This window comes from Paenibacillus lactis, assembly GCF_017873605.1.
Classification (GTDB): domain Bacteria; phylum Bacillota; class Bacilli; order Paenibacillales; family Paenibacillaceae; genus Paenibacillus_AQ; species Paenibacillus_AQ lactis.
Genome location: NZ_JAGGKI010000010.1, coordinates 218,021 through 243,944, shown reverse-complemented (window position 1 = coordinate 243,944; position 25,924 = coordinate 218,021). Strand labels below are relative to the sequence as shown.

Below are 25,924 nucleotides of genomic sequence, written 5' to 3'. Positions count from 1 at the left end.
CCACCGTATGTTATACTGTTGTTTACTTAATAGCAGTAGAACGGATAAGGGAGGCCATTCGCTTGTACGAATTGTTCATACTCGGCGAATTGATGAATAACCCGATGCACGGCTATTTGCTGCATCAGATTTTGAACGGAATTGTTGGACCTACGCGAAAGGTCAGCTGGGGGGCGATTTATCCGCTTATCCACAGCATGCTTGCAGACGGTCTGATCGAACAGGTTCCCGATGAACAACCGGAGGGTGCCCGGCAGGGAAGAGGTAAAAAGGTAAAGACTTATAAACTTACAGATGAAGGCCGAATTCGTTTTTTCCGGCTGATGGAAGAACCGATTCCATACTCCCCGGATTACGAGCTGCATTTTTATACGAAATTGAAAAACTTTGAAATGATTAGCAAGGAATTGCAGTTTTTGATTTTACACCAATACAAGGATTACCTGCGTTATGAAATCCGTCATGAAGAAGAACGGTTGGAATATGCTAGCAAGGACGAGCGGATTCCTGCCGGAGAGCAGCGCTACATTCAGATCTTTTTCCGGCATCGACTGGAGAAGCTCCGCTTTGACGAAGAGTGGGTTTTACAGTTAATCGATGGCCATCGAGCGGAAGGAAAAGAGCTTGAACGGGAGTAAGAGCTGATAAGCTTAAAGCAAACCATGAGAAGTGGTCGACCATAGTGAACTCGAAATGACAATGTGTCGAAAATATGGACTGAAATAATAGAGAAGAGGGGCATGCCCCTCTTCTTGTTTTTTTAATCAGCTCTGGTGAGATTGAATCGTATTAAGACCCTCACCAAGTGGATGGCGAGGGTCAGTTCCATATCCGTTGTACCTCCACAAGGTCTTGATCGCTGAAGCTTAGCTTGTAAATGTCAGGCATATCCAGCTGTCTCCAGAAGCTAAAATCAAACCGCGGATCGAAATGGCTCATGATCAACACCATGATGTTTCCATGAGTCCCGATGGCGATGTTGTTCCCTTTATACTGTTCCAGTACTCTTTCAAGTGCCCGGACCCCTCTCGATTGGGCAGCCTGATTGGACTCTCCGCCTTCCCAGGCGAAAGAGGAGTCCTCCCACACCTTGGCGACTGCATGCTCGAAGTCGTCGACGGGGTGCTCTGATAATAATCGTTCTCGAAAATCTTCTTCGAGGATGATCCCGGCCCCGATTCGTTCCGCTAGCCCCTCGATCGTTTGAACGGCTCTCTTATACGGACTCGATATGAGGACATGAATATATTCAGGCTCCAGCAGCTCCGCAACTCTTGCAGCGTCCTGATGTCCGCGTTCCGATAAGGGTCTGTTTCGTTCATCCGGGGAATATACCGAGTGCGCATGCCGAACGAAATAGAGGTTTGTCATCATGTGCGCCAACCAACTCTCTTCTCAAGATTATGCACCATATTTTAACATATCGATTGATGCAATATAAGCTGAATGATTGAACGGGATTAGGAAGAAGCAGCGTAGAAGCCTCTATTGCTTCACCATCCGCTCCCGGAATATTGGATATTGAAATGGGTGTTGACAGGGATTATTTGGAAGGGGTATACTGTGTGAAATTTAATCAAGGGAAAACGCAATGAATGGGAACAGTAAGGAGCTGCATTGTTCAGAGAGCTGTCGGTTTCGGTGGGAGACAGTCAATCAGGCCCTGAAGCTCACCCATGAGCGGTAAGGCTGAATTTCAGTAGGTCTTAACGGATGACCTCCGTCAGAAGGTTCCAAGATCATTCGCGGATTCTTTAGGCGTCCAGCGAATTGAAAAAGAGTGGTACCGCGAGGGAAAACCTATCGCCTCTTTATAGGCATAGGTTTTTTTTATTTGTAACAACAAACCATGAATAAAAGGCAGGGGATCGGCATGGAACATGTGATTGAATACTATTCCCGGTTCGATGAGTGGGGAAGGCTGGATCGGGAACCGCTCGAATTTATCATTAACTGGCATTATATGAGGCATTATTTGCCTTCAAGCGGGAGGGTATTGGATAACGGCGCAGGGCCCGGAAAATATGCGATGGCATTAGCGGAGCAGGGCTATCAAGTCACCCTTTCCGATTTAACGCCCCGACTTGTTGAAACGGCCAGGGAGAAGGCGGCCGAACGGGGGCTCATGGAACGCTTCGCCGGCTTTCATGTATTGAATGCAACGAATTTAAACGGTTTGCCCGATGAGTCCTTCGATGCCTCGCTCATGTTAGGACCCCTCTATCATTTGCAGCGGGAAGAAGAACGAATTCGTGCCGTTCGAGAGCTGTTCCGTGTTACGAAGCAGGAAGGGATGGTGTTTGTTGCTTTCCAGAGCCGAATGCGGATGACATTGACGTCGTTACAATTCCCGGATTTCTGGAAGCCGAATAACACGATGGATGCGATCGATCGGTTCCGCAGGACCGGGATATTTAATCACGCCGATCCGGGGCGCTTTACGGGTGCGTATTACTTCAACATTGATGAGATCAAGCCCTTCATGGAAAGCCATGGATTCGAAACGATCGATTTGATCGGCTCTTCTAGCATCGGCGGCTTGCTGTCGCAGGAACAGATGCAGGCATGGGAGGACAAGGGCGAGTCTGAACAGCTGCTGAACACGCTGATTGATATGGCAAGGGACCCATCCATTGCGGGGATCTCCTCTCATTTGCTGTACATCGGCAAAAGGAAATAGCGGCAGAACCGTGAAATTATACGTACGCCAACGAAAAATACATCGATATATATAAAAGGATAGGGGAGGAGCACGGTTGGAACGTATCATCAGCATCGCGAAATCTGGGCATCAAGGATTGTCAGCCGCCGCCATAAACTCGTTCTTTACGCGGCTTGAGCAGCAGGCCCTGGAAGTGAATCATTTTATTCTGCTGAAGGAGGGGAGGTCGGTGGCCGAATGGTACCGCGCCCCCTACCGGAAGGAATGCCTCCAGCTGCTGTATTCCTTGAGCAAAAGCTTTACCTCGATCGCAGCGGGGATCGCCTGGGATCAAGGATACTTGGAGCTTCACGACCCGGTCATCTCGTTCTTTCCCGATGAACTCCCGGGCCGGGTGTCACCGAATCTTGCGAAAATGACCGTGCATCATCTGTTGTCCATGAGCACCGGCCATCTCGGCAACATCTATCCTGCAATCGCGAGGGAGGAGAACTGGGTCAGGGCGTTCCTTGCCCAAGAAGTCGAGCTTGAACCGGGAGAACGCTATTGCTACACCACGCACGCTACCTATATGGTGGCCGCCATAATCGAGAAGGTGACCGGCCAAAGTCTGGTTGATTTTCTGATGCCCCGCTTGTTTGAACCGCTGGGGATTTCAAGGCCAACCTGGGAGACGTGCCCGATGGGCATCGCGGCTGGAGGAATGGGTCTCAGTCTTACCACCGCAGACGTGGCCAAGTTCGGCCAGATGCTGTTAAACCGGGGGATGTATGAAGGCAAGCGAATCGTATCGGAGCGGTATATTGAGCTTGCTACATCCGAGCAGAGCGATAACCGTCCAGGCGTAGAACGGGTCGACTGGGCACAAGGGTATGGGTATCAGTTTCACCTATGCCGCCGGGGCTGTTACCGGGGGGACGGCTCCTTTGGCCAGATGTGCTTTGTGACCCCTCGCGAAAACATCGTCATTGCAGTGAACGCCAGCTTTAAGAGTATGGCCCGCCTTCAGGTTCTGCTGGATTTGATTTATGAAGAGCTGCTGGACGCTAAGGAGATTCAGCAGTCCGAGGACCTTCAGGACGATCCCCGACTGCAGCAGACCATAGCTTCCATCAGCTCCAAGGAGCCGGAAATACGGCCGATACCGGCCGGTGTACCGGATCTGCATCTTCGCACCTACGGATTGAGTGACAATGACAATCCGCAAGGGCTGAACCGAATCGGTTTTCGCTTGCGGGACTCTAAGCTATCGCTTCTGCTGGGCTATGGTCGTGAGGAGGACAGCGAGCAGCTCCTGGAGCTCGACTTTACGCAACCGGTGCAAACGCGGCATAGGTTCCATAAAGATTTGTCCATGCCTTTGCAAGAGGTGGTGGCCTATGCTGCTTGGCTGGATAAACGGACGTTGCGGCTGAATCTGTATTATATTGAAACGCCATATGTGGTTACCTACACGATGACGTTCGAGGGAGAGAGCATCGATGTCCAATTTCAGATCAACGTCTCCTTCCATTTGTCCGATTATCGGGCTTCCGGGAGGCTAATGAATAAGAAGCTTTGACTTCGTATGCAATCATTCGAATTGATGAAAGGGAGATTGTGAGCGATGAGTGATTGGAAGGAATTAACCAAGGAGTCGCAGGTGCGTTGGAATGAGATTGCGGGCTTTTGGGACGATTACATGGGGGAGCATAGCAATCGTTTCCATCGCGAGATCATCCGCCCGGGCACGGAGCATTTGTTGGAAGTATCGGAGGGTCACGAGGTGCTGGACATCGGCTGCGGCAACGGCAATTTTGCCAGAAGATTAGCTGAACTGGGCGCCAATGTGACGGCTGTGGACTACAGCTTCGAGATGATCCAACGGGCGAAGGCAAGATCGGCCGGCGCTCTGGACCGTATCGATTACCGGGTCGTCGACGCAACCGATCACGGTGCGCTGCTCAGCCTCGGTGAGGAGAGATTTGACCGCGCTGTCTCCAATATGGCGCTCATGGATATCTCGGATATTACGGTGCTGGCAAACGCGCTCCGTAAGCTGCTGCGTAAGCACGGGACCTTCGTGTTCTCGATCATGCATCCATGCTTCCAGCCGCCGGGTCTGCACAAAATTCACGAAAAGGTGGATAAGGACGGACACATCGTCTCTGAACACCGTATTCAAATTTCCAAGTACCTGGAGCCGGAACCGATGGAATCGATCGGCATTCAAGGCCAGCCGGTTCCTCACCTGGTATTTCACCGGCCGCTGTCGTATTATATGAACGTTTTCTTTAAGTGCGGCTTTGTTCTTAACGGGCTGGAAGAGCCCAGCTTTCATAAAGACGGTCTGGAGCAGGGTAAGTTCGACTGGTACGAGATTCCGCCTGCCGTTATCTTCCGGTTCCGAAAGGATTGAGGACGGACGATGACGCAGCTGAGGAACATTTATGTCGTGAGGCATTGCCAAGCCGAAGGGCAGGCACCGGAAGCCAGGTTAACCGGCATCGGCATGCTGCAGGCGGCAAGGCTTGCCGAGTCTTTCTCGGATCACGCGATCGATTGTATGGTTTCAAGTCCATATGCGAGGGCGCGGCAAAGTATTGCCCCGCTTGCCGAACGGTTAGGCTTGGAGGTAACCCTGGATGAAAGGCTTACGGAGAGGGTATTATCCGGATCGCCTTCACCCGATTGGCGGGAGAAGCTTCGGCTTACTTATGACGATATGGGCTTATGTTATGATGGCGGGGAGTCCAGCAGTACGGCGATGAAGCGGGCCGTTCAAGCGGTTGAGGATATTCTAAACCAAGGCTGCCGCAATGCCGTCCTCGTTTCGCACGGCAATCTGATCTCGTTGCTGCTGAAATATTTTGATGACCGGATCGGATTCAAGGAGTGGGAGGCGCTAACCAACCCGGATGTGTATCGGTTGTCCTTTCCGATCGATGGCGGAAGTCCAAGCTTGCTTCGGATCTGGCCCGCATGACTTTTTCGCTGATTGCATGACCTTATAAGCGGATTGCAGGATCTGGGTGAATATAGAGGTCTTAACGACTTCACAAATTTTATAGCTGTAATTATGCATCTGCCTCTTGACCCTGACACTAATGTCAGGGTTTATGATAGGTTCAAGATCATGAAGGAGGTGGCGTTAACGGTATGAAAATCGGAGAGCTTTCAGCCCGGACCGGCGTGAGCATCCGTTCGCTCCGTTACTATGACAAGCAAGGCTTGCTCACGCCGACTCGCCTTGAGAACGGCTACCGGGAGTACTCGCCGTTTGCGGAACAGCAGGTACGGACGATCCAGCTATATCTTAATCTCGGGCTATCGACAGAGCAGATCGCCGGCTTTCTCCACTGCGTCATGAAGAATAAAGAAGCGTTCTGTAAGGAGGTCGTCCCGGTGTACCGTGAAAAGCTGGCCGAGATCGAGGAACAAATCGCTCTGTTGTCGGCGGTGAAGTCCAACCTGGAGGAACGCATCCGGTCCATTATGGAAGAAGATCCGCCAAATCAACCGCTGGGAGGAGAATGAGCAATGAGCCTGCAAACCGTCAGTACATCAGCATTTCGCAGCGCGGTGCGCCAGAAGGATGTAGTTTTGGTTAGTTTTAGTACGAAATGGTGCCCGCCCTGCAAAGTGCTTCGCCCGATCCTTGAGGAGCTGGGGAATGAAAAGGGGAATCGCCTGTCGGTGCTGCAAGTCGACTGTGATGCGTCGCCGGAGCTTGCTGCACGTTATGGAATCATGTCCACGCCGACCGTCATCGTGTTCCATCAAGGCGAACCGGTCAATAAACTCGTCGGCTTGAGACCGAAGAAGGCCTATGAGGCGGCGCTTGCGCGCTATGCCTAACGGCGGCGAAAAGACGGGGAACAAGGGCGTGTGCCGGAACGTACAAATGGATTTTGCGCGATGAGGTATAACTGTGGTTAAGGGGAGCTGAATGCTCCTCTTTTTTTATCCAGCGACGGGAACTAAGGGATATAGCCGCTTTGGTAAAGAATGATTTACACTGAAAATCCCCTGGGGGTCGCCCGGGTACCTATGCTATACTATGGGTGTTTTTGATTTCGTTAAAGGAGGCTTGTCCTTAGCATGTGTTGCATCGCATACATTCGGATTCGGTAATGAGGGTACAGAGCATTTAGATCCTGCCGTTTTTTGATCAATGACGGCAAGGTTTATTTGAGCTGTGCCTTTTTCATTACTAAACGAATGAATGAGGTGCATATTTGTGTCTAAAAACAATCGACATTGTCATCATAAATCGAAGAACAATCCTAAAAATTTCTCCGCGCAGCATCGGTTGATCAACAAACGGCTCGTGCTTGATATGATTGACCTCGCGCGCATCCAACGCCACGAAACCGTTCTGGATCTCGGTGCCGGGACAGGAGCGATCACCTTTCCGCTCGCGGAAAGAGCGGCTAACGTCATCGCCGTCGAGACCGATCCGGAGTACGTCAGCAAGCTGAGGAGCCGCGCAGAGGCTGGGCACATGCAGAATGTCCGCGTGGTGCCGGCAGATATATTACAGATTCAGCTTCCGCGCCGGGAGTTTGTCGTGGTCGCGAATATTCCCTACTCGATCACAACACCGATTCTGGGAAGGCTGCTGGATCATCCGGCCGTCCCCCTTCAAAGAGCCGTGCTGCTGGTGGAGCTTGGGGCGGCCAAACGTTTTACCGGACGGCTCGCGCGGAATCCGCGGATGTTAGGCTGGAGAATGAGCTATGAGTTCCAGCTTGTCCGAGCGGTCGCGCCCTCGAATTTTTCACCGCCGCCGAAGGTGGATTCAGGCATCCTTACCATTCGCAGAAGGAAAGATCCTCTGGTTCCTCCAAAGCATCATGCCAGGTTTATGGCGCTGGCAGCTTATACCTTGCGATATCCGGATCTCCCACTGCCAGAGGCATTGTCCGGGGTATTCACCCCGCCGCAAATGACTCGGTTGATCCGGCAGCTTGGGGTCGATCGAGGATTTCCGGTCAGCCGGTTGGACGAAGCGGGGTGGGGACAGCTATTCTCCGCGATGCTGAAGCATGTTCCGCCGGAGCGGTGGCCGAGAACGCCGCTGCCTGGATTCGGTAAACCGAAAAAGCGGAGGTAGTCCAAGAAAGCGTATGAATCGATCAAGCTGGCAAATAACCAAGAGAGGCGAAAGAGAGGCGACACGCCTCTCTTTTTTGCTTTTTGCTTATGTTCTCCTCATTAATATAGGTAGTCCGCCTCTTCACCAGCTGCCGGTATGTTATGATAGAAGAAGTTTGAACCTTTTATTGGAAATGATGCTAAAGGAGTTTCATATCTATGAAATCCAGAACGAAAGCCTGGTCCTTAATCGCGATCATTCTCGTAAGCTGTATCGTGATGGCCTATGTGGATGCTGTCATAAGGCCGAATTATGCGGTCAAATCGGTCATCAAAATGCTGCTGTTCCTTACGCTGCCGATCGGCTATGCGCTGATGGGCGGAGGGGTTCCGTTTCGGAAGCTGTTCAACTTCGAGAAAAAAGGTCTGCTGGCCTCGCTCCTGCTCGGAGCCGGCGTATTTGCATTCATCCTTGCCAGTTATGCTCTCATCGGGCCGCTCTTTGATTTTTCACGGGTGACCGGAGCCCTTCAGCAGCATATCGGCGTCAACGCCGGCAACTTCGTGTTCGTCGCGATTTACATATCGTTTGTGAACTCGCTGCTGGAGGAATTCTTCTTCCGGGGCTTTGCCTTCTTCACCTTGAAGGATCAAGTCGGCCGCACATTCGCTTATCTGTTCAGTGCGGGAGCATTTGCCGTCTATCATATTGCGATGATGACCAGCTGGTTTACGCTGCCGCTGTTCCTGCTCCTGATCGCGAGCCTGTTCATCGCGGGCCTGCTGTTTAACTGGCTGAACGAGCGAAACGGCAACATTTACGCTTCCTGGATGGTTCATTTGTGTGCGAATCTCGCTATTAATACAATTGGATTTATATTGTTTGACATCATATAGAGACAGGTCTAGAGACAGGCCGAAGACACAGCTGGTCAAGATTGCTCTTGGCCGGCTTTTTTGGCATTGACCTTCACATGATGTGATGGTTTACAATGCGAATACATCGAAACGAAAAAGGAGCTGCTGCATGTGCATATCAGCGAATTATCGGATAAAACCGGGGTGAGTCTCCGATCGCTTCGTTATTATGAGGAAAAGGAGCTGCTGCGCCCTGATCGATCGGCCAATGGCTACCGTCAATATGCGGAATCCGATATCGAGCGGGTCCGCCTGATTCAAATGTATTTCGGCTTAGGCTTAACGGTAAAGGAGATTGTGAGCTTTTTTGAATGCGCCTTTGACGACAGCCCCAAACAGGAGTGCCTGCCGAGCGCTATCGAAGTGGGCAGAAAGAAGCTGGATGAAATCACGCGCCGGATGGAGCAGCTGCAGCAGGCAAAGACTCATTTGGAGCAGAGCATTGCGAGATGGGAACGCATTTTACGTAAAGGAGATGGGAGCCGTGAGTAGAAACTTTGATCCGTCCAGGGATCGGGTAGCCGTCGTTACCGGAGGGAATCGGGGCATTGGCAAGGAAATCGCCCGCCAGCTGGGGGCCCAAGGAATCGTTGTTATCATGACATCGCGGGATGAGGAGAAAGGGCGCCAGGCAGTGCAAGACCTGCATGCAGAGGGGCACCGGGCGGCACTGCATGTGCTGGATATCGATCAAGCGGATGAGGCAGAACGGCTGATGGCGTTTGTTCGGACGGAATATGGACGGCTGGATGTGCTTGTGAACAATGCGGGGGTCATTTTGGATCAAGGAATCTCGATCCTGGATGTCGAAGAACGTCTGATACGGGCTACTTTCGAAACGAACTTCTTCGGCGCGCTGCGGTTGACCCAGGCTGCAATTCCTTTGATGAAGCAGCATGACTATGGTCGAATCGTCAACATATCTTCAGGCCTCGGTGCATTCGAAATCATGGACGGCAGCTTGGATCCGGGCTTCAAGCTAGGAGGAGTATCGTCCGCCTACCGGATGTCCAAGACGATGCTGAATGCGATGACCTGTCTTGTTTCCCAAGAGGTGGCAGGTACCGGAATCAAGGTAAATGCGGTATGCCCGGGACGGGTTCGGACTGATATGGGAGGAGCGGATGCCCCGCTCTCCGTCGCGGAGGGTGCGGATACGGCCGTATGGCTCGCTACCCTTGATGATGCCGGCCCAAGCGGAGGATACTTTCGAGAGCGGAGAAGGATTGCCTGGTGAACCACTATAAAGCAATTGGAGGGTATCGCATTGAATGATAGGGGAGATTACGGTAAGTATGCCGTTCCTGAGACGATTAAGGAGCTGCTGAAGTTTGAAGAGGAACTGAAAGACAACGGCTTGTCACTGGATTTTCATTTGGGGCTGATTATGGAAGGCCGTCGTTTCAGATATATCTCAACGCCGCCGGATGTCATTCCATTTGCCTCAGCGGGCGTTGACGGCATTCACTATGGGTTTCTAACGGACTTCGGGACGGTATCCGATTTGGAGCAGGCCTATATTGTTTGCGTATCCCCGATGGATATTGGTGATGAAGTATGGCTAGTTGCCCCAAGCATCCGTGACTTTTTACGTGTGGTATATACAGACAACATCATCCTGTACAACCATTTTCGGGCTGCGGATGATTTACGCGAGCATATGCAGCAGCGGGAGACCGAATACGACAGTGAGGAGAGATTGCAGGCTAAGCGGATGCTGCGGGAGCGATTTGCGATAGAGCCGATCCCCGACATGCCCCGGTATATTGCGGAGCTGAGTCGAAAGCGGGCGGAGGAGATTGCCTTATCGACCAAATCCCCCTTGGGAGTTGTGCGATGGTCTCCGGATGATTCCGTGGAGGGAGTCCGGCTGCTACCGGATGAAACTACGGATTTGGAATCGGTTCGCCTTTTTTTTCTGAAAGCACCGAGGCTGCCGAAACTGGCGTTTATCCGTGACGCTCAAACCTCTCAGCTGCTGTACGATGACCCGGAGATACGGAAACTGGTGACAAATGAGCTTATCGATATGGGGCTGGAAGAGGAGGCTGTTCAGCTCAACATTCCCTTTGAGGAAGTGGAGTCATATAGTGAACAGATGGCGCCGCAGTACGGGGAGAGTACCCTTTTGAACTTAACGTGGATTGATGAAGAAACTTTTGAATGAGATTCATAGAAAAAAACCTCCAAATTAAAAGACTTATTCTTTGTCTGCTGATGTATAATATTCGGTATTAGGAGGTGCCGAGTATGAGTGAAGCTAACATTTTTGGTCATCAAGCGTTGTTTGAGCATGTATACAAGAGTGCTCCGATTGGCATTGCCCTAGTTACGATCGAAGGAAATTGGATCAGTGTTAACCCGGCAGCATGCAAAATGTTCGGATTTACCGAGAAAGAATTGATGCAGCAGCCGGCTACGGATTATATATATTCCGATAACGTCGATAGTCCGGAGAAGCTGGTTCAGTCCTTAAGCGAGAAGGTCCCGACGGTCGCCTTGGAAAAACAATTTATGCATAAAGACGGCAGACGGATTTGGACTTCTGTTCACGTATCCCTCGTGCGCGATGAGAAGGACAAGACCCCGCTGTTTTTTATTTCGCAAATGGTCGATATTACCGACAGCAAGGTGGCCGAACAGAAGCTTCAGGAAAGTATCGAACGATATACCTCATTAAAAAAATATAATCACGACGCCATCATTTCCTTTAATCTCCAAGGGGAAATTATGAACGGGAATCAGATGGCCGAGCAGCTTACGGGATATACGATTCCCGAATTGGCCGGAAAGCGTATATCTCTTCTGATGGGAGAACACAACTTGAGACGGGTGCTCTCCGATTCAGCCGACTATACCTCCGCCGAGAAATCGATCAACGGGATCAGGCACAAGGACGGGCATATGGTCGAGGTGCTCGCCACCTTGGCGCCGATCGTTATTCATAACAAGAATGTCGGTTTCTACATTATCGCGAAGGACATGACCGAGCAGAAGAAGCTTATCATCGAGAAGGAGGCTGCCGAGAAAACCAACAAGGCCAAGAGTGAGTTCCTGGCCATGATGAGCCATGAAATCAGAACCCCGATGAATGGCGTAATCGGCATGACGGATTTGATATTGGATACCGATCTGGATGAGGAGCAGCGGGAATATGTCCAGATCATCAAGAAGAGCGGCACCACACTGCTGAATATTATTAACGATATTCTGGACTTCTCTAAGATCGAGTCCGGCCGAACCGAGCTGTCCGAAGAAACCTTCAGTCTTCGAAACACGCTGTCGGAAACCATGAACCTGATGCTCCCGAAGGCGCTTGAGAAAAATATTGAGGTGACCACCTCGGTAGCTCCCGATGTTCAGGATCAAGTGTACGGTGACATGACAAAGCTGCGGCAGGTGCTGATGAATCTGCTTAGCAATGCCGTGAAATTTACGCCGACCGGCTCTGTCTCCGTCTCGGTGTCATGTATTCAGAGCATCCATGGATCGGGGCTGATCCAATTCTCCGTAACCGATACGGGGATTGGGGTACCAAGCGAGAAGGTCCCCCAATTGTTCGAGCCGTTCTATCAGGTGGATCATTACATGACCCGCCAAGTGGAAGGTACCGGTCTCGGTCTGGCGATCTGCAAGAAGCTTGTGGAGCTGATGGGCGGCGAAATCTGGTATGAACCGAATCCGAAGCAGACCGGATCCGTCTTTACGTTTACCGTTCAATTGAAGTACCCTTTGGTTGCGGTGAATGAAGGAGAGGAGAATCCGGTTCAGGAGCTCGATGATGCTGACGGCAATGCCTTCAAAATTTTGATTGTGGAAGACAATGAAGTGAATCAGCTGGTGCTAAAGAAAATCATTGAGAAGCTCGGTTATTCATCGGAGACTGTCCCCAATGGGCTGGAAGCGGTTGAGGCCTATAAGAAGTATCCGTATGATTTGATATTCATGGATATTCAGATGCCGTTCATGGACGGGATGGAAGCTGCCAGAATCATTAAGCAGAGCGCTCCTGCGGATAAGCGCCCTTATGTTGTCGCTGTCACGGCTCACGCAATCAAGGGCGATCGCGAGAAGTATTTGGCGATGGGCATGGATGAATATGTGAGCAAGCCTGTCAGTATGCAGGCGGTATCGGATGTTATCGATATTTTCCGTAGTACCCGAGTGAACAGTTCCACGGACGGCTCGACGGCTTAACCGATGCAACGAGCCTTTTGGCTATGCGGATAAAACGTCCGGTATTTTGGTGAGCTTGCAAATCATTAAAGGAGCTGTCTCCTGCGGTTTTTCAACCGCGGGGGACAGCTCCTTTTTGCTTACGATATTAATGGCATAAGCCTCATGTGGATGCTTAAGGTGTTGCAGTTGTTTTCTTAATAACAAAGGCTTTGGATGGTGCCGACAATGCCGGAGCCTGGGTAGCCGTAGCCGAGAGCGGCTTCTTCGTGTCCTTTGCTGCGGACAGAACGAATACAACGTATTCGGTGTCCGGCTTGATGGCTTCTCCCTTGGCATCTTTGAGATCATCGATCTTGGTTGTCAATTCTTCAGCAATGTCTTTGCCGGTTACGGCAATGCTTCCGGAGACGTGATTCTTCGCATCGGCAACTTTGAATTTACTCACTTCGCTTTTGGATACGATGAAGACGCGGTACTCACCAATATTGCGCTCATCCGCTGCCTTCTTAAAGCTCACCTTCACTTTATCTCCCGTGCCATTCAGCTCGGCCTTTACATCGGTCACCTGAGTCGGGGAGGGAATCGTAAAGGGCTGTGAAGATGACGACAGCTTATTCTTGGTCGAGACGGTTCCGTCAGCCACAACAAGGATATAGACTCTGTAAGAGCTGCCGGCTTTGATTGGGTTGCCGTCGACATCCTTCGTTTCAGCTGGCAAAAGGCTGTCGTACTGTCCTTGCGGCGGCGCGACTGGTGTGTAGTTTCCTTGTTTAACCAGGCTGGCTTCAGCTTCCCCAAACGCTTTCGCATCAGGTACGACCATGATCCGGTATTCACTTATAGTGCCCGCGTTATCTGCAGGAGTAAACCGCACTTTGATATCGCTGGCGTTGCCGTTGTTGCCCTCAATTCCTGCGTACACATCGGAAGGAACGGCGACTTGAGTCCCCTCAAGCACGATCGGACCGTATGGCTGGGACAGTGCATTGGTGCTTCCACCATCGTTACTAACGGATAAGACGAACACATGGTAAGGCACCTTGTTGCGGATGTCTTTGCCGTTTACGTCCTTCGTCCCTGGTCTTAAAGTGTTATCAAAAGAATTACCTACAGGCACGAAATCGTATCGATCTTGATTTTGTACCGCGTTAGCTTGCTCTAATTTGAAATTTTGGGCATCCCCAGCCTCAACGATCATGATGCGATATCCGTAAATATTGGTTTCGTTGGTTGCTTTGTCGAATTTGACCTTGATGTCGCTGGCGTCGCCTTTATTCCCAACATCCTCAACGGATCTGATGGTTGCCGTGCCGACCTGCGTTTTGCCCTGAAGCTTGATCTCGTTCGATCTTGGGGAAATGGCGTTGACGCCATAAGTGCCGACTGACAGCACGTATACGCGGTAGCCCGTGCCGTTCTTAATCAATTCTCCATCTGTATCTCGAGCGTTCGAATCCAGTCGGACGGAATAACCCGAATTTTTGTTCACTCTTGTAAAGTATCCATTATTCGTAGCATCGTTTACTGACAGTGACTTGGAAGACTTCACGACAAATACTCTGTAATGGTCGATGTAATACTCGTCGGAAGGACGACTGAACGAAACTCTCAGGTCGCTGCCGTTGCCATTGTCGCCGATGTCTTCCACTACAGGCGTCGAAACCGGACTGACACTTTGATTGTTACCGCTGAGCGTAATCGCCGATGAAGCAGAGGACAGGGCGTGATTGCTGCCCGAATATGCGTAGGACATAACATATACGCGGTAGCTTACGCCATTGCGAATCAATGCGCCGTCAGCATCGCGGCTGTCGGATGACAGATTGAGCCTGTAATTGTTGTAGCCGATTTTGTTTACTTGCGTGTAATAAGAGTTGTTTTCCGCTCTGCTTAAATCAAAATAGTTATAATCCGAGGATTTTACGACAAACACCCGGTAATGGCTAATATTGCTTTCGTCCGAAGCCCGGTTAAATGAAATTTCCAGATCCCGGCCGTTTCCGTAATTGCCTACATCACTGACGTACAGGCTGGAGATCGTTCCTACACGATAGCTGTTGTTCGTCAGGATGATGGAACTCGAAGCGGAAGAAAGAACATTGTTGTTCTGGCTTTGATTGTCGAGGGCCATCACGAATACCCGGTAATATACGCCGTTACGAATCAAGGCGCCATCCACGTCCCGAGCTCCCGAACCGAGCGTGAGAGTATTATTGCTTGATTTGCTGACATTCGTGTAGTAGGAGTTTGAATTGATGGCATTCGCCCGGCTTACGCTGAAGTTATGATAGTCGCTCTCCTTGACCACGAAGATCCGGTAGCCGCTGATGGAAGACTCATTGGATACCCGGTTGAAGCTGACGCGAAGGTCGCGCCCGTCGCCGTAATCGCTCACGTCGGTCACCTGCGAGATGCTTGGAACCGTCGTCGTGCCTGTGCTGAGCGTAATCGAAGACGAACCGGAAGACAGCTTGCTTGCGATTGCGCTCTCGTTGCTGCTGACGGACAGAACAAATACCGTATAAGCGACGCCGCTGCGGATATATTCGCCCGACGTGTCTCTTGACGTGGAGCTGAAGCCCGTTGTCAGGGTCGTATTGCTTGAACTGGATTTATTGACGGTTGTGTAGTTCGTGCTAGCTACCGCCTTCGCTGCTGCCAGGTCGAATTTCGCTGCGTCTTTGGATTTCACGACAAACACCTGGTAATTCGAAATGTTGCTTTCACTCTGAGCGCGGGTAAAGCTAACCGACAGATCGCGGCCATCGCCGTAATTGCTGACGTCGCTGGCCTTCACATTCGTCGCCGCAGCGACTGCATTCGAATTCGTCAGCGTCAGTGACGGGGAAGCAGGGGACAACGCATAGTTGCCGCTAGTATTCCCTACGGTCAGCACATACGCCTTATACGGCTGATTATTTCGGATCAAATCTCCATTCGTATCCGTCGTACTGGCTGAGAAGGTTCGGGTGAGATCCGAGCCGGTCGGAAGCACTGACGTATAGGCCGTCGAAGGCAGGCGCTGTGCTTCGGCAAGGCTGAGTGACTGGGATTGCTTCACGATAAACACGCGATAATGCGAAACCTGCGACTCCGTAGAGGATTTGGAGAAGCTGACCGACAGATCGCGTCCGTCTCCGGCGTTGCCGATATCCCGGAGGGTTACGTGGTTAACTCCCGTAAATCCGATATCCGGTTCCGAAGACGTGGTAATGGTAACCGTTTTGGTTCTGGAGTTCCAGCCGATCTTCTCGCCGAGCGATTCACTGACGAAGCGGACCGGAACCATCGTGTTTCCCTTCAGGTTTTTCGCCGGAACGTCTAAAGATACGGTCTTGCCATTAATCGTTGCCGTTTTGGAGTTGATCTTCAGCACGATGGTGGTGCCGTCTTTCACGGCCGTGACCGTTTTCGTCTTCTGATTCCATTTCACGGATGCATCCAGCGCTTCGAAGATCACCCGCATCGGCAGCATGACCCGTCCTTGAATCATGACCGGCGCTTGCGGTGTTTTCAAGCGGACGCCGTCGATCACGACGCTGATATTAACTGCCGCCTGTGCCTGTGACTGGAATAGGAATGGAACAATGAGTATAGCTGCTAGCAAGGCAGTCCATATTCTTTTCACACACTCAACCTCCTGAATTCAATCTTGTTATTATTTTCCTCTACAATATGACGCATTCGCCCGGAATAAAGTTTCATGGTTAACGTCGACAGCGTAAATATTTTTTTGCACCTGGCAGCGCTCAGAGGGGGAAAACCCTTGTATCGTAAGGCATCCCCCTTGGCTTAAGCATGGTCAGCAGGCCGTCTGTTGCTTCCTCCACCGTGTATCATTTCGCCCGCGGCTCGTCCAGACCGTTTATAGACTCCCGGAATAACCGGATCCGAATGACCGTGCCTTCCGCGTCTGGATCCAGCCATATCCTCCCGCCGTGCCGCTCAACCACGCTCTTCGCGATGGATAATCCGAGTCCGCTGCCTCCGTCGCTTTTCCGGGCACGGTCTCCGCGAACGAACGGCTCGAACACCGAGTGTCTCACGTTCTCGGAAATTCCCGGACCATTGTCGCCTACGGTCAGCAGCGCGCCGTCAGGCATCGCCTCGAGCTCCAGCCAGACGCTCGCGCCTGGCGGGTTGTATTTCAGAGCATTCGCCAATATATTCGAGAGCGCCCGGCGCATGAGATCATCCTGATAGGACAGTTTGACCGGCTTATCGGCAATGCGGATGTCGAAGCCGATTCCCTTCCGCTCGAACGAATCGTACAGATCGGCGGCCGTCGTGCGGCACAGCTCGGCAAAATCCCCTGGCTGAGGCTCAAAAGGCATATCCGCGCTCTCCAGCTTCGTCAGTTCAAACAGGTCGTTCACGAGGGAGGCGATCAGTTTCGACTTGGCATGAATCCGGCCGGCATATTTCCGGCGCTGCTCCGGATCCTCTTCCATGCCGAGTTGCAGCACCTCCGCATATCCCTGGATCGTGGATATCGGCGTTTTCAAGTCATGCGAAATGTCCATCATCAGCCGCATCCGTTCTTGTTCCAGCTTTCGCTTATCCGACTCCGCCTGCTCAAGCCTGTCCGCCATCCGGTTGAAATGATGCCGAAGCTGCATCAGCTCCTTGCTGGCGTTATAACGGAGCCGCTCCCCGCCCCCTCCTTCGGCGATCCGTTCAAGACCCCGGGACACGTCCGCTAACGGATTCGTAAACTTCCGCGCGGTCAACCGTCCGTACAGCCATAAACTAAACAGAAATGCAGCGGCGAACCACAGCAGGCCGCGCAGCAATATTCCCGTAAACGCATCGGTGATGTCCGCGGTCGTCTTCACCAGGCGGCTTTCCTTCTTGACCGCCCCGTCCGGTATCGTTACAAGCAGCCGATATTCTTCGCCCGATGATTGGAAAGGGGCGAGGGAATGGTAGTCCGACCGGTTTCCTTCGTAGAACAAGGCGTAGAGTTCTTCCTCCGAATAGGAGGTTTGGGCTTCCCCGGCCCCTTTGCCCCTCGCAAAAACGACATTCAAGCGCTGATCCAGCACCTGGATGTACCCTCCGAAAGACTCCACGGTCTCGTAAGGGATGCTCTCCCAATCCTCCCGGACCAGACGGTCCGCTTCCACCATGGGCAGCGTTCGGTTTACATAGGCGTCGCGGGCATCATACATGCCGTCATACACCAGAAATCCGATAATCCCGAGGATGACGGAGAACAGCGCATAATTGATCATCAGGCTCGCATGTACGCTTCGGCGTTTCGTCATCATAGAGCATCCTCTGCGCTCAGCTTATAGCCGAGCCCTTTAACCGTGATCAAAAACTGCGGCTCCCGCGGATCGTCCTCCAGCTTATCCCTCAGCCTGCTGATCTGGACCATGACCGTATTGCTGTCTTCCAGATACGGCTCGTTCCATACGCTCTCATATATTTGACGCTTCGTGAATATCCGGCCCGGCGCCTCCATCAACAGCTTGAGCAGCTTGTACTCCAGCGGCCCGAGCGTAATCGTCACGCCTCGTTTGTACAACACGCAGGCTTCATGGTCCAGAACCAGCGGTCCGTTCAGGGTCCGAAGCGGTTCAGCCGCCCGAAGCGGCTCCGCCCCCTTAAGATCGTAAAACCGCCTTAGCTGCGCCTTGATTCTCGCCACGACTTCGATCGGGCTGAACGGCTTGGAGATGAAATCGTCCGCCCCGAGCCCAAGCCCGGTAACTTTATCGACATCTCCGCTCCTGGCCGACAAAATAATGACGGGCAGCCTGAGCTTCTCGCGGATGCGCGCGATCAACTGATAACCGTCCAGCTCCGGCATCATGATGTCGATCACTGCAAGGTCGATCCGCTCTCGCTGCAGCAGATTCCACGCTTCCCGGCCGCTGGATGCTTCCAGTACGCGATAGTGCTCGCGCTCAAGGAACAGCCGCAGCAGCTCGGTGATGTCCGCTTCGTCATCGGCGATTAAGATTGTACGTTCTTCGCTTGGTTTCGCATAAGGTTCCACTTGGTTTCTTCCTTTCAATCATCGACGGCCTGGCCGCTTGCTCTATATAGAACTATACACCGTAACGATCGGTTCAGGCATCGGCTTGGAGGAAATGTAAGGATAATGTAAGGTTCCCGACAGTCAGGCTACAGGCCGGAATGATACGCTGAGGACATGACAACGATTGGAGGATGTTTATGCGTACACTCGAAACGGCACTGTGGATCACGAATCTCGCTATCGTCATCGGATGCGTCATGCTATCGCGAAAACGCCGCCGCCCGGTTAGCTTCTGCTCCTGGGCGGCGGCCTTGAGCGCAGCATTAAGCATCGCGCAAATATTCACGGAAGGATACCGCTGGCAGATGCTGCCGGTTTATGCCGCCAGCCTGGCTGCAGGGGGAATGGCGTTGTATCATGCCGGGACTTCGCGCAAGAAGACAAGGAACGCCGCCTCGGACATGAGCGATAATCCGCGCCCACGGCTTCGCGGATTCAAGCGTTTGATGATCGCTTTGGTATTATGCCTGTATGCCATCCTGTCGGCTGCCCTGCCGTCGCTTCTGCCGGTGTTCACGTTTGCCGAACCGCAAGGAACGTACAAGGTCGGAACAACGACATTGATGCTGGAGGATAAACGAAGGGAAGAGCCGGCTACGGAGGATCGGGCGGATCGGCGCAGGCTCATGATTCAAATCTGGTATCCGGCGGAAGCCGGCACAGGCAGCGGCAAGGCGCCATACATCGAGCATCTGCCGATTGTTCTGGAAGGCCTGCGCCAGTCGATTTCAATGCCTCCGTTCCTGCTGAGCCAGCTAAAGTATGTGCAGCCTTATGCCATGCAGGATGCGGAAGTATCCCGGGATCAGGAGCGATATCCCGTGCTGCTCTTCTCTCACGGGCTTTCCGGCTTTCGGAACCAGAACACGTTTCAGGTAACGGAGCTTGCCAGCCGGGGATATATCGTGGTCGGCATCGACCATGCCTATGACGCCGCCGCCGTCGTGTTCCCGGACCGGACCGCCATGCTCAAGCTTGGCAATTTATCGGGCTTTGATGCCTACGAGGAGAAGAGCCGGCTCTGGGTGGAGGATGCGAAATTTGTCCTGGACGAGCTGGAGCGGATGAGCGGGCCTGCCGCTTCAGGGTTCTTGTCCGGGCGGCTCGACATGGACAAGATCGGCATGTTCGGCCACTCGTTCGGCGGGGCGACCGCGGCGCAAATGCTGCTGGCGGACAGCCGGGTGAAGGCCGCACTGAATATGGACGGAACCCTATACGGACAGCCGGTGCCGGAAGGCGGCTTTGGCAAGCCGTATATGCAGATGAATGCTGAGCTAAGCATCGACCGTGCCGTATTTGAACAATCGCTGGACCGGGCGATGGCGTCTTCCGGCCGCAGCCGGGAGGATTACGAGCAGTTCTGGGCCGAGTCGGTCGAACGCCGAAGCCGCGCGGAGTCGGGTGAAGCGCATACGATCATATTTGCCCATGCGAACCATATGAGCTTTACGGATTTTTACCTGTTCTCCCCGCTGCTTCCGCCCAAGGGTGCGGAGCCAAGGCAGATGCACAGCTCGATCAACGCGCTGTCCGCGGCCTTTTTCGATCAATATGTGAAAGGCGATCCGGGCGCCTCGGTTGAAAAGACCGCGCTCAGCCTGCCGGGACTGATCCGACCGTAAATTTTCAACTCCAGCCAAGCATGGTGACATGCCGGGCTGGAGTTTTTGATAGTAAGAATGAACCCCATTCATCTATAATGGGATTAGGATTTTATTTCCAAATGGAATGTGACAAGGGGGATTGAAATGTCGGAGTATCACGTCCGCATTTTGCAGCTTCGGGAGGATGCCCGTGCCAACGGATACAGCTTGGGCCGCAGCCTGCAAGGACATTCGATTGTGCAAGCGTTCGAAGCGATGACCAAGCCGGAGATTGATACAGACCGGATGCGCGGCATTTACCGCACGTTTGCTCCGGTGCTGCTGGAAGAGCTTGAGGGGCTGGCGGAGGGGCTGAAGCTTCCGTTCGGCAGGGCAGCCGCTTTATTCAGCGGATACGATGTGCCGAAGATTGCTGCGATGGGCTGCTCTGCCCTGATGACCCGCGGGTTTTACGCCAGAAATTATGATTTTGCCCCTGAGTTCTATGACGGACTGTTTACGCTGTCCCAAACAGGCCAAGGCTATGCGACGGCCGGCTACAATTTGCAAGGGATCGGCAGGCATGACGGCGTCAATGAGAAGGGACTCGCCGCCGGCTTGCATTTTGTCAGCTTCGAAGGATACCGGACGGGCGTGTCCCCTTGGATCAGCGTGCGGATGGTTCTCGAGTCCTGCGCGACCGTAGAGGAGGCCGCCGACATGCTGCGGAGCATTCCGCATGTGGCGTGTTACAACTTTTCGATCGGGGATGCGCATGGCAGCATGGCGGTTGCCGAAGCAAGCCCGGATCAAGTGCTCATCCGTACCGGCGAGGAGGCGATGGCTTGCGTGAACCATTATGAAACGCTAACGGGCCGTAACCGCCCGTCCATTGAGCATTCCCTTCGCCGGAAACGCTACCTTGAAAGTTTGGATCCGGAGCGGTTAACTGCCGCGGAAGCCTTCGACATATTTAAGAACCGGCAATCCCCGCTATTCTTCACGGATTACGACCAGCTCTTCGGAACGCTTCACACCTTCGCGTATTCGTATGAGGACTGCGTCGTATTAACTTCCCTGGCGCAAGGCCGTCCGCTCGAGTTTTCCTTCCGGGAATGGGTTCAGGGTAAAGATATCGAGGCTCGGGAGCTTACGGGGCGTATCGACGGTCAAAAGGAATAAAGCGATGCGAGAGAGGTCAAGCTCATGGATCCTTACTTTACGGTATTGTCAGGCAGTGACCCGGATAAGGGGACCAGTGAGCATCGTCACCGGGATGAAGGCCTGCTACGGCCGCATACGCGATGGTGGAGGGACGGTGGATCGTTCAATCGGTCAGCTATACGGAACGGGCCCCGTCGGCATTAGTCTCGAAACTGACGCCGGAGGATAGAGCGGCTTTCATGGAACCATGAAGGGAAGCGGGAACCATGCGGTAACCGGCGGTTATCATAGTGAAATTAAAGCGCTTCTTTTCTATAAAGAGAAGAGCGCTTTTTTTCGTTGTTCGTCTCATGATTTGACTGCTGGCTCCTGTCGCCAAAGAAATGAATGCCATATTTTTTCGTTCAGCGGGCTAGTTCCGGGTGAAATTATATTATAATGTACATATTCGAGCTCTGATACGAAACAAAATTTGCGACTACAGGAAGACCCTGGTGGGAACATCATCATGAATCGAACATCCCGGTCTTCGGCTTCGGAGGAATTGCTTATGGGAATGGTCTTCTCGATTTTGAAAAAATACCGCGTTGCCGCGATTGCCGCACTCGTCATGATGCTGATCGAGCTTACCGTGGAGCTGATTCAGCCGCTGCTCATCTCCAAAATTATCGACGACGGCATCCAGAAAGGAGATCTCCCGGTCGTATGGATGTGGGGAGGCGTCCTGCTGGGCAGTGCTGGCATCGCTTTCATTGCCGGCATTGCGAGCTCCTTCTTTGCCGCGCATACGAGCCAGGGGCTGGGCTATGATCTTCGGGACAAGCTGTATGACAAGGTTCAATCCTTCTCCTATTCGTTGTTTAACCGGTTCGCCACCTCCTCGCTTATAACGAGGCTGACGGGAGACGTGACCCAAATCCAGGAGACCGTGTTCATGGCGCTGCGGTTCATGAGCCGCGTGCCGCTGCTGGTGACGGGAAGCATTATCATGGCGCTGGTCGTCAATGTAAAGCTGGGCGTGCTGCTGGTGCTAACGGTTCCGGCATTGTTCATCTTTATCGCCTGGATGATGAGACGGGCAGCCGATGCGTTCCGTACCGTACAGCAGAAGCTGGACGCCGTCAACGGCGTCATCCAGGAGAATCTGACCGGCATCCGCCTGATTCGCGTGTTCGTTCGCATGGGGCACGAGATTCAACGCTTTGCCCGGACGTCGGACGAGCTGATGAGCACGACCGTGTCGACGCTGCGGCTTACGGAGATCACGATGCCCTTCATCCTGCTCGTGATGAACGCCGGAATTATGGCCGTGCTGTGGTTCGGACGCAGCGATATCGCGGCGGGAAGCGCAAGCGTCGGCGAAGTGGTTGCCGTCATCAACTACTCTCTTCGCTGCATCGGAGCGATGTCGGCGCTGTCCTGGATCGTGGTCGCGTTCTCCCGCGGACGCGCCTCCGCGCAGCGGGCGCAGGAGGTTCTGCAGACGGAAGACCGGGAAGCCGATCAGGAGAACGGCCAACGATCCGCAATGAAGCGGATCGAAGGGGCCGTCGAGTTTGAGCAAGTCAGCTTCAGCTATCCCGGGAGCGATATCGATGTGCTGACGGATATATCCTTCCGGGCCCGGGCAGGTGAGCGCATTGCGATCATGGGGGCGACCGGCTCCGGTAAATCCTCTCTCGTTCAGCTCATTCCGAGGCTGTATGAGCCGGATCAGGGCACGGTTAAGGTGGACGGCATGGATGTCGGCTCGATCTTGGCCGATCATCTTCGCGGCAGCATCGGTTATGTTCCGCAGGAGGTTCTGCTGTTCTCGGGCACGGTGCGGGAGAATATCGCCTGGGGCCGTGAAGACGCCACGCTGGAGGAGATTCAGGAGGCTGCGAGGCGCGCGCAAATTCACGATACGATCGAACGGCTGCCGAGCGGATATGACACGATGCTCGGTCAGCGCGGGGTCAATCTGTCGGGCGGCCAGAAGCAGCGGCTGTCGATTGCCAGGGCGCTTGTCCGCAAGCCGGCAATTCTCATCCTGGACGATAGCACGAGCGCGCTGGATGTGCGTACCGAAGCGGCGCTGCTGGATGCGCTGAAGGATCTATCCTGCACGACGTTTATCATTACGCAGAAGATCAGCTCCACGACTTCGGCCGATCTCATTCTGCTGCTCGACGATGGGCGTCTCATCGGAAAAGGGAACCATGAAACCTTGATGGAAAGCTCTCCGCTGTATCGCCGTATCTATGAGTCCCAATATGGAGAGGAGGCCGGGAAGCATGCTCAAGGCATTCATTGAACCGTTCCGCCATCCGAGACCTGAGCTGGATTTGGGGAAAGGAACGGATGGCGCGTCAGGCCGCAAACCGAAGGCAAAGGCCAAAAACATGTCAGGCACGCTGGCCAGAATCTGGTCCTATCTTGCCCGGCGCAAGGGCAAGCTGGCTTTGGTGCTGCTGATGGTCATGCTAAGCTCGGGACTGTCCCTCCTGGGCCCTTATCTGCTTGGGATCGGCGTGGATGAGTTCTTGGTCAGTCTGAAAGGGCCGGACGAGGCCCCCTACGATTCGGGCTGGATTTACTTCCTGATCGGCTTGGCAGCCGTCTACATTCTGCAGGCCCTGACGACCTGGCTTCATAACGTCTGGATGATCGGGATCGCCCAGGAGACCGTATACCGGATGCGCATGGAATTGTTCACGCATCTGCACCGGCTGCCGATTCCGTTCTACGGCAAACGGCAGCAGGGCGAAATTATGAGCCGTCTGACCAATGATATCGAGAATGTCAGCTCGACGCTGAACAGCTCGGCCATTCAAATCTTCTCGAGCGTGCTGACGCTGGTCGGAACGCTGACCGTCATGCTGTGGCTCAGTCCGCTGCTGACGCTGCTGACATTCCTGGTCGTTCCGCTCATGGTGCTGGGGATGCGCTGGATCACCCGGCGGACGGGGCCGCTGTTCAAGGAGCGCCAGCGCAATCTCGGCGATCTGAACGGCTATATCGAGGAAACGCTGTCCGGCCAGCGGGTGATCAAAGCGTTCTCCCAGGAAGAGCGGGTAATCCGGGGATTTAATGAGCGCAACAAGCGGATTCGTTTGTCCGGCTTCTGGGCGCAGAGCATTTCCGGCTTCATTCCGAAGCTGATGAACGGATTGAACAACCTCAGCTTTGCGATCGTAGCGGGAATCGGCGGCATTATGGCCATCAAGGGCTATATTTCGATCGGCACGATCATTATCTTCGAAAGCTATGCCAGACAGTTCACAAGACCGCTGAACGATTTGGCGAACCAGTGGAATACGCTGCTGTCGGCGATTGCAGGGGCAGAGCGGGTATTCGAAGTGCTGGACGAGGAAGTCGAGGCGAAGGATGAAGGGGCAGCCGTTACGTTAACGCATGTCGACGGGGCCGTAGCCTTCGAGAATGTTTCGTTCTCTTATGAAAAAGGAGGGGACACGCTGGAAGGCATCAGCTTCGAGGCCAAGCCCGGCGAGATGATCGCGCTTGTCGGCCCGACAGGCGCCGGCAAGACAACCCTGATCCAGCTGCTGTCCCGCTTCTATGATCCGGACAGCGGCCGGATTGCGCTGGACGGCCGGGACCTGTCCACCATACGCAGGGAGAGTCTGCGTTCGCAAATGGCCTTCGTGCTCCAGGATTCATTCCTATTCCAGGGAACCATCCGGGAGAATATCCGCTTCGGACGGCTGGATGCGACCGACGAAGAGGTCGAAGAGGCAGCCAAGCTGGCGAATGCGCATTCCTTTATTATGCGGATGAAGGACGGCTATGACAAAATGCTTAAGCCGGACGGAAGCGGAATCAGCCAGGGACAGAAGCAGCTGCTTGCGATCGCGCGTGCGATCTTGGCCAATCCCTCGATGCTGGTGCTGGATGAAGCGACGAGCAGCATTGATACCGTCACGGAGATCAAAATCCAGGAGGGCTTGCAGCGCTTGATGAAGGGGAGAACAAGCTTTGTCATCGCGCACCGTCTTAATACGATCCGCTCGGCAGACCGGATTCTCGTGCTGAAGGACGGGCGCCTGATGGAGCAGGGCACCCATGACGAGCTGCTGAAGCAGGGCGGCTTCTACAGCGAGCTGTATCACAGCCAATTGAAGCGGGCGGCAATGTAAAGGCTCTGCGTGCAGTCTGCGAACGATGCGAATACAGGTTCAAAAAGCACACAGCAACAGCAACAGCAATACCACCGGACGTTAAAGGGCGAAGTACTATATTCGCTCTAAGCATCCGGTGGTATTTTTTTAATGCTTTTTGACGGTTACACTA

General features: G+C 53.2%; 21 protein-coding genes and 1 other annotated feature. Of the genes, 17 read left to right on the top strand and 4 right to left on the bottom strand.

The window, feature by feature from the left end:
* Positions 1–62: 62 nt before the first annotated feature.
* Positions 63–638 (top strand): PadR family transcriptional regulator, encoded by a 576-nt coding sequence (locus J2Z18_RS19290; protein WP_007130922.1) that lies wholly within the window; start codon positions 63–65, stop codon positions 636–638.
* A gap of 181 nt (positions 639–819) precedes the next feature.
* Here J2Z18_RS19290 and J2Z18_RS19285 read toward each other — a convergent pair whose 3' ends face one another.
* Positions 820–1,374 carry a histidine phosphatase family protein gene (locus J2Z18_RS19285; RefSeq protein ID WP_084046568.1) on the bottom strand — a complete coding sequence of 185 codons (555 nt, stop codon included), beginning with the start codon at positions 1,372–1,374 and terminating at the stop codon, positions 820–822.
* Positions 1,375–1,582: 208 nt separating this feature from the next.
* Positions 1,583–1,814: a binding site (T-box leader), on the top strand.
* 59 nt (positions 1,815–1,873) lie between these two features.
* Here J2Z18_RS19285 and J2Z18_RS19280 point away from each other — a divergent pair.
* The 12 genes from J2Z18_RS19280 to J2Z18_RS19225 all read left to right on the top strand — a co-directional run bounded on the left by J2Z18_RS19280 (position 1,874) and on the right by J2Z18_RS19225 (position 12,853).
* Positions 1,874–2,680 carry a class I SAM-dependent methyltransferase gene (locus J2Z18_RS19280; RefSeq protein WP_007130920.1) on the top strand — a complete coding sequence of 269 codons (807 nt, stop codon included), beginning with the start codon at positions 1,874–1,876 and terminating at the stop codon, positions 2,678–2,680.
* Between the two features lie 76 nt (positions 2,681–2,756).
* Positions 2,757–4,223, top strand: a complete 1,467-nt coding sequence (locus J2Z18_RS19275) for a serine hydrolase domain-containing protein (RefSeq protein WP_007130919.1) — start codon at positions 2,757–2,759, stop codon at positions 4,221–4,223.
* Positions 4,224–4,268: 45 nt separating this feature from the next.
* Entirely contained in the window at positions 4,269–5,060 is a 792-nt protein-coding gene (locus J2Z18_RS19270) for a class I SAM-dependent methyltransferase (RefSeq protein ID WP_007130918.1), read from the top strand.
* A gap of 18 nt (positions 5,061–5,078) precedes the next feature.
* The gene (locus J2Z18_RS19265) at positions 5,079–5,627 is read left to right on the top strand and encodes a histidine phosphatase family protein (RefSeq protein ID WP_040739052.1); all 549 of its coding nucleotides are present in this window, start codon (positions 5,079–5,081) and stop codon (positions 5,625–5,627) included.
* 173 nt (positions 5,628–5,800) lie between these two features.
* On the top strand, positions 5,801–6,178 hold the full coding sequence (locus J2Z18_RS19260; RefSeq protein ID WP_007130916.1) for a MerR family transcriptional regulator: 378 nt from the start codon (positions 5,801–5,803) through the stop codon (positions 6,176–6,178).
* Between the two features lie 3 nt (positions 6,179–6,181).
* Entirely contained in the window at positions 6,182–6,499 is a 318-nt protein-coding gene (locus J2Z18_RS19255) for a thioredoxin family protein (protein WP_007130915.1), read from the top strand.
* Between the two features lie 382 nt (positions 6,500–6,881).
* Entirely contained in the window at positions 6,882–7,757 is an 876-nt protein-coding gene (erm, locus tag J2Z18_RS19250; protein WP_007130914.1) for a 23S ribosomal RNA methyltransferase Erm, read from the top strand.
* 200 nt (positions 7,758–7,957) lie between these two features.
* Positions 7,958–8,635: a CPBP family intramembrane glutamic endopeptidase gene (locus J2Z18_RS19245; protein WP_007130913.1), complete on the top strand. Its 678-nt coding sequence runs from the start codon at positions 7,958–7,960 to the stop codon at positions 8,633–8,635.
* Between the two features lie 132 nt (positions 8,636–8,767).
* Entirely contained in the window at positions 8,768–9,148 is a 381-nt protein-coding gene (locus tag J2Z18_RS19240) for a MerR family transcriptional regulator (RefSeq protein ID WP_007130912.1), read from the top strand.
* Complete coding sequence (locus tag J2Z18_RS19235; RefSeq protein WP_007130911.1) at positions 9,141–9,893, top strand: SDR family oxidoreductase; 753 nt, start codon at positions 9,141–9,143, stop codon at positions 9,891–9,893. The genes J2Z18_RS19240 and J2Z18_RS19235 overlap by 8 nt, the downstream gene beginning before the upstream one ends.
* Before the next feature lie 30 nt (positions 9,894–9,923).
* Positions 9,924–10,823 carry a hypothetical protein gene (locus J2Z18_RS19230; protein ID WP_007130910.1) on the top strand — a complete coding sequence of 300 codons (900 nt, stop codon included), beginning with the start codon at positions 9,924–9,926 and terminating at the stop codon, positions 10,821–10,823.
* An 83-nt stretch (positions 10,824–10,906) separates the two neighbouring features.
* Positions 10,907–12,853 (top strand): PAS domain S-box protein, encoded by a 1,947-nt coding sequence (locus tag J2Z18_RS19225; RefSeq protein WP_007130909.1) that lies wholly within the window; start codon positions 10,907–10,909, stop codon positions 12,851–12,853.
* 154 nt (positions 12,854–13,007) lie between these two features.
* Here the strand turns inward: J2Z18_RS19225 and J2Z18_RS19220 are convergent, their stop codons facing one another.
* The 3 genes from J2Z18_RS19220 to J2Z18_RS19210 form a co-directional block, all read right to left on the bottom strand.
* On the bottom strand, positions 13,008–16,463 hold the full coding sequence (locus tag J2Z18_RS19220; protein WP_007130908.1) for a copper amine oxidase N-terminal domain-containing protein: 3,456 nt from the start codon (positions 16,461–16,463) through the stop codon (positions 13,008–13,010).
* Between the two features lie 208 nt (positions 16,464–16,671).
* Complete coding sequence (locus J2Z18_RS19215) at positions 16,672–18,105, bottom strand: HAMP domain-containing sensor histidine kinase (protein ID WP_007130907.1); 1,434 nt, start codon at positions 18,103–18,105, stop codon at positions 16,672–16,674.
* Positions 18,102–18,839, bottom strand: a complete 738-nt coding sequence (locus J2Z18_RS19210; RefSeq protein ID WP_007130906.1) for a response regulator transcription factor — start codon at positions 18,837–18,839, stop codon at positions 18,102–18,104. Before J2Z18_RS19210 ends, J2Z18_RS19215 begins: the two co-directional genes overlap by 4 nt.
* A gap of 179 nt (positions 18,840–19,018) precedes the next feature.
* On the opposite strand from J2Z18_RS19210, the gene J2Z18_RS19205 reads away from it, so the two are divergent.
* The 4 genes from J2Z18_RS19205 to J2Z18_RS19190 all read left to right on the top strand — a co-directional run bounded on the left by J2Z18_RS19205 (position 19,019) and on the right by J2Z18_RS19190 (position 25,770).
* Positions 19,019–20,506, top strand: a complete 1,488-nt coding sequence (locus tag J2Z18_RS19205) for an alpha/beta hydrolase family protein (protein ID WP_007130905.1) — start codon at positions 19,019–19,021, stop codon at positions 20,504–20,506.
* 126 nt (positions 20,507–20,632) lie between these two features.
* On the top strand, positions 20,633–21,649 hold the full coding sequence (locus tag J2Z18_RS19200; protein ID WP_007130904.1) for a C45 family autoproteolytic acyltransferase/hydrolase: 1,017 nt from the start codon (positions 20,633–20,635) through the stop codon (positions 21,647–21,649).
* A gap of 532 nt (positions 21,650–22,181) precedes the next feature.
* Positions 22,182–23,927 carry an ABC transporter ATP-binding protein gene (locus J2Z18_RS19195; RefSeq protein ID WP_007130903.1) on the top strand — a complete coding sequence of 582 codons (1,746 nt, stop codon included), beginning with the start codon at positions 22,182–22,184 and terminating at the stop codon, positions 23,925–23,927.
* Entirely contained in the window at positions 23,908–25,770 is a 1,863-nt protein-coding gene (locus J2Z18_RS19190; RefSeq protein WP_210095183.1) for an ABC transporter ATP-binding protein, read from the top strand. The genes J2Z18_RS19195 and J2Z18_RS19190 overlap by 20 nt, the downstream gene beginning before the upstream one ends.
* Positions 25,771–25,924: the final 154 nt, after the last annotated feature.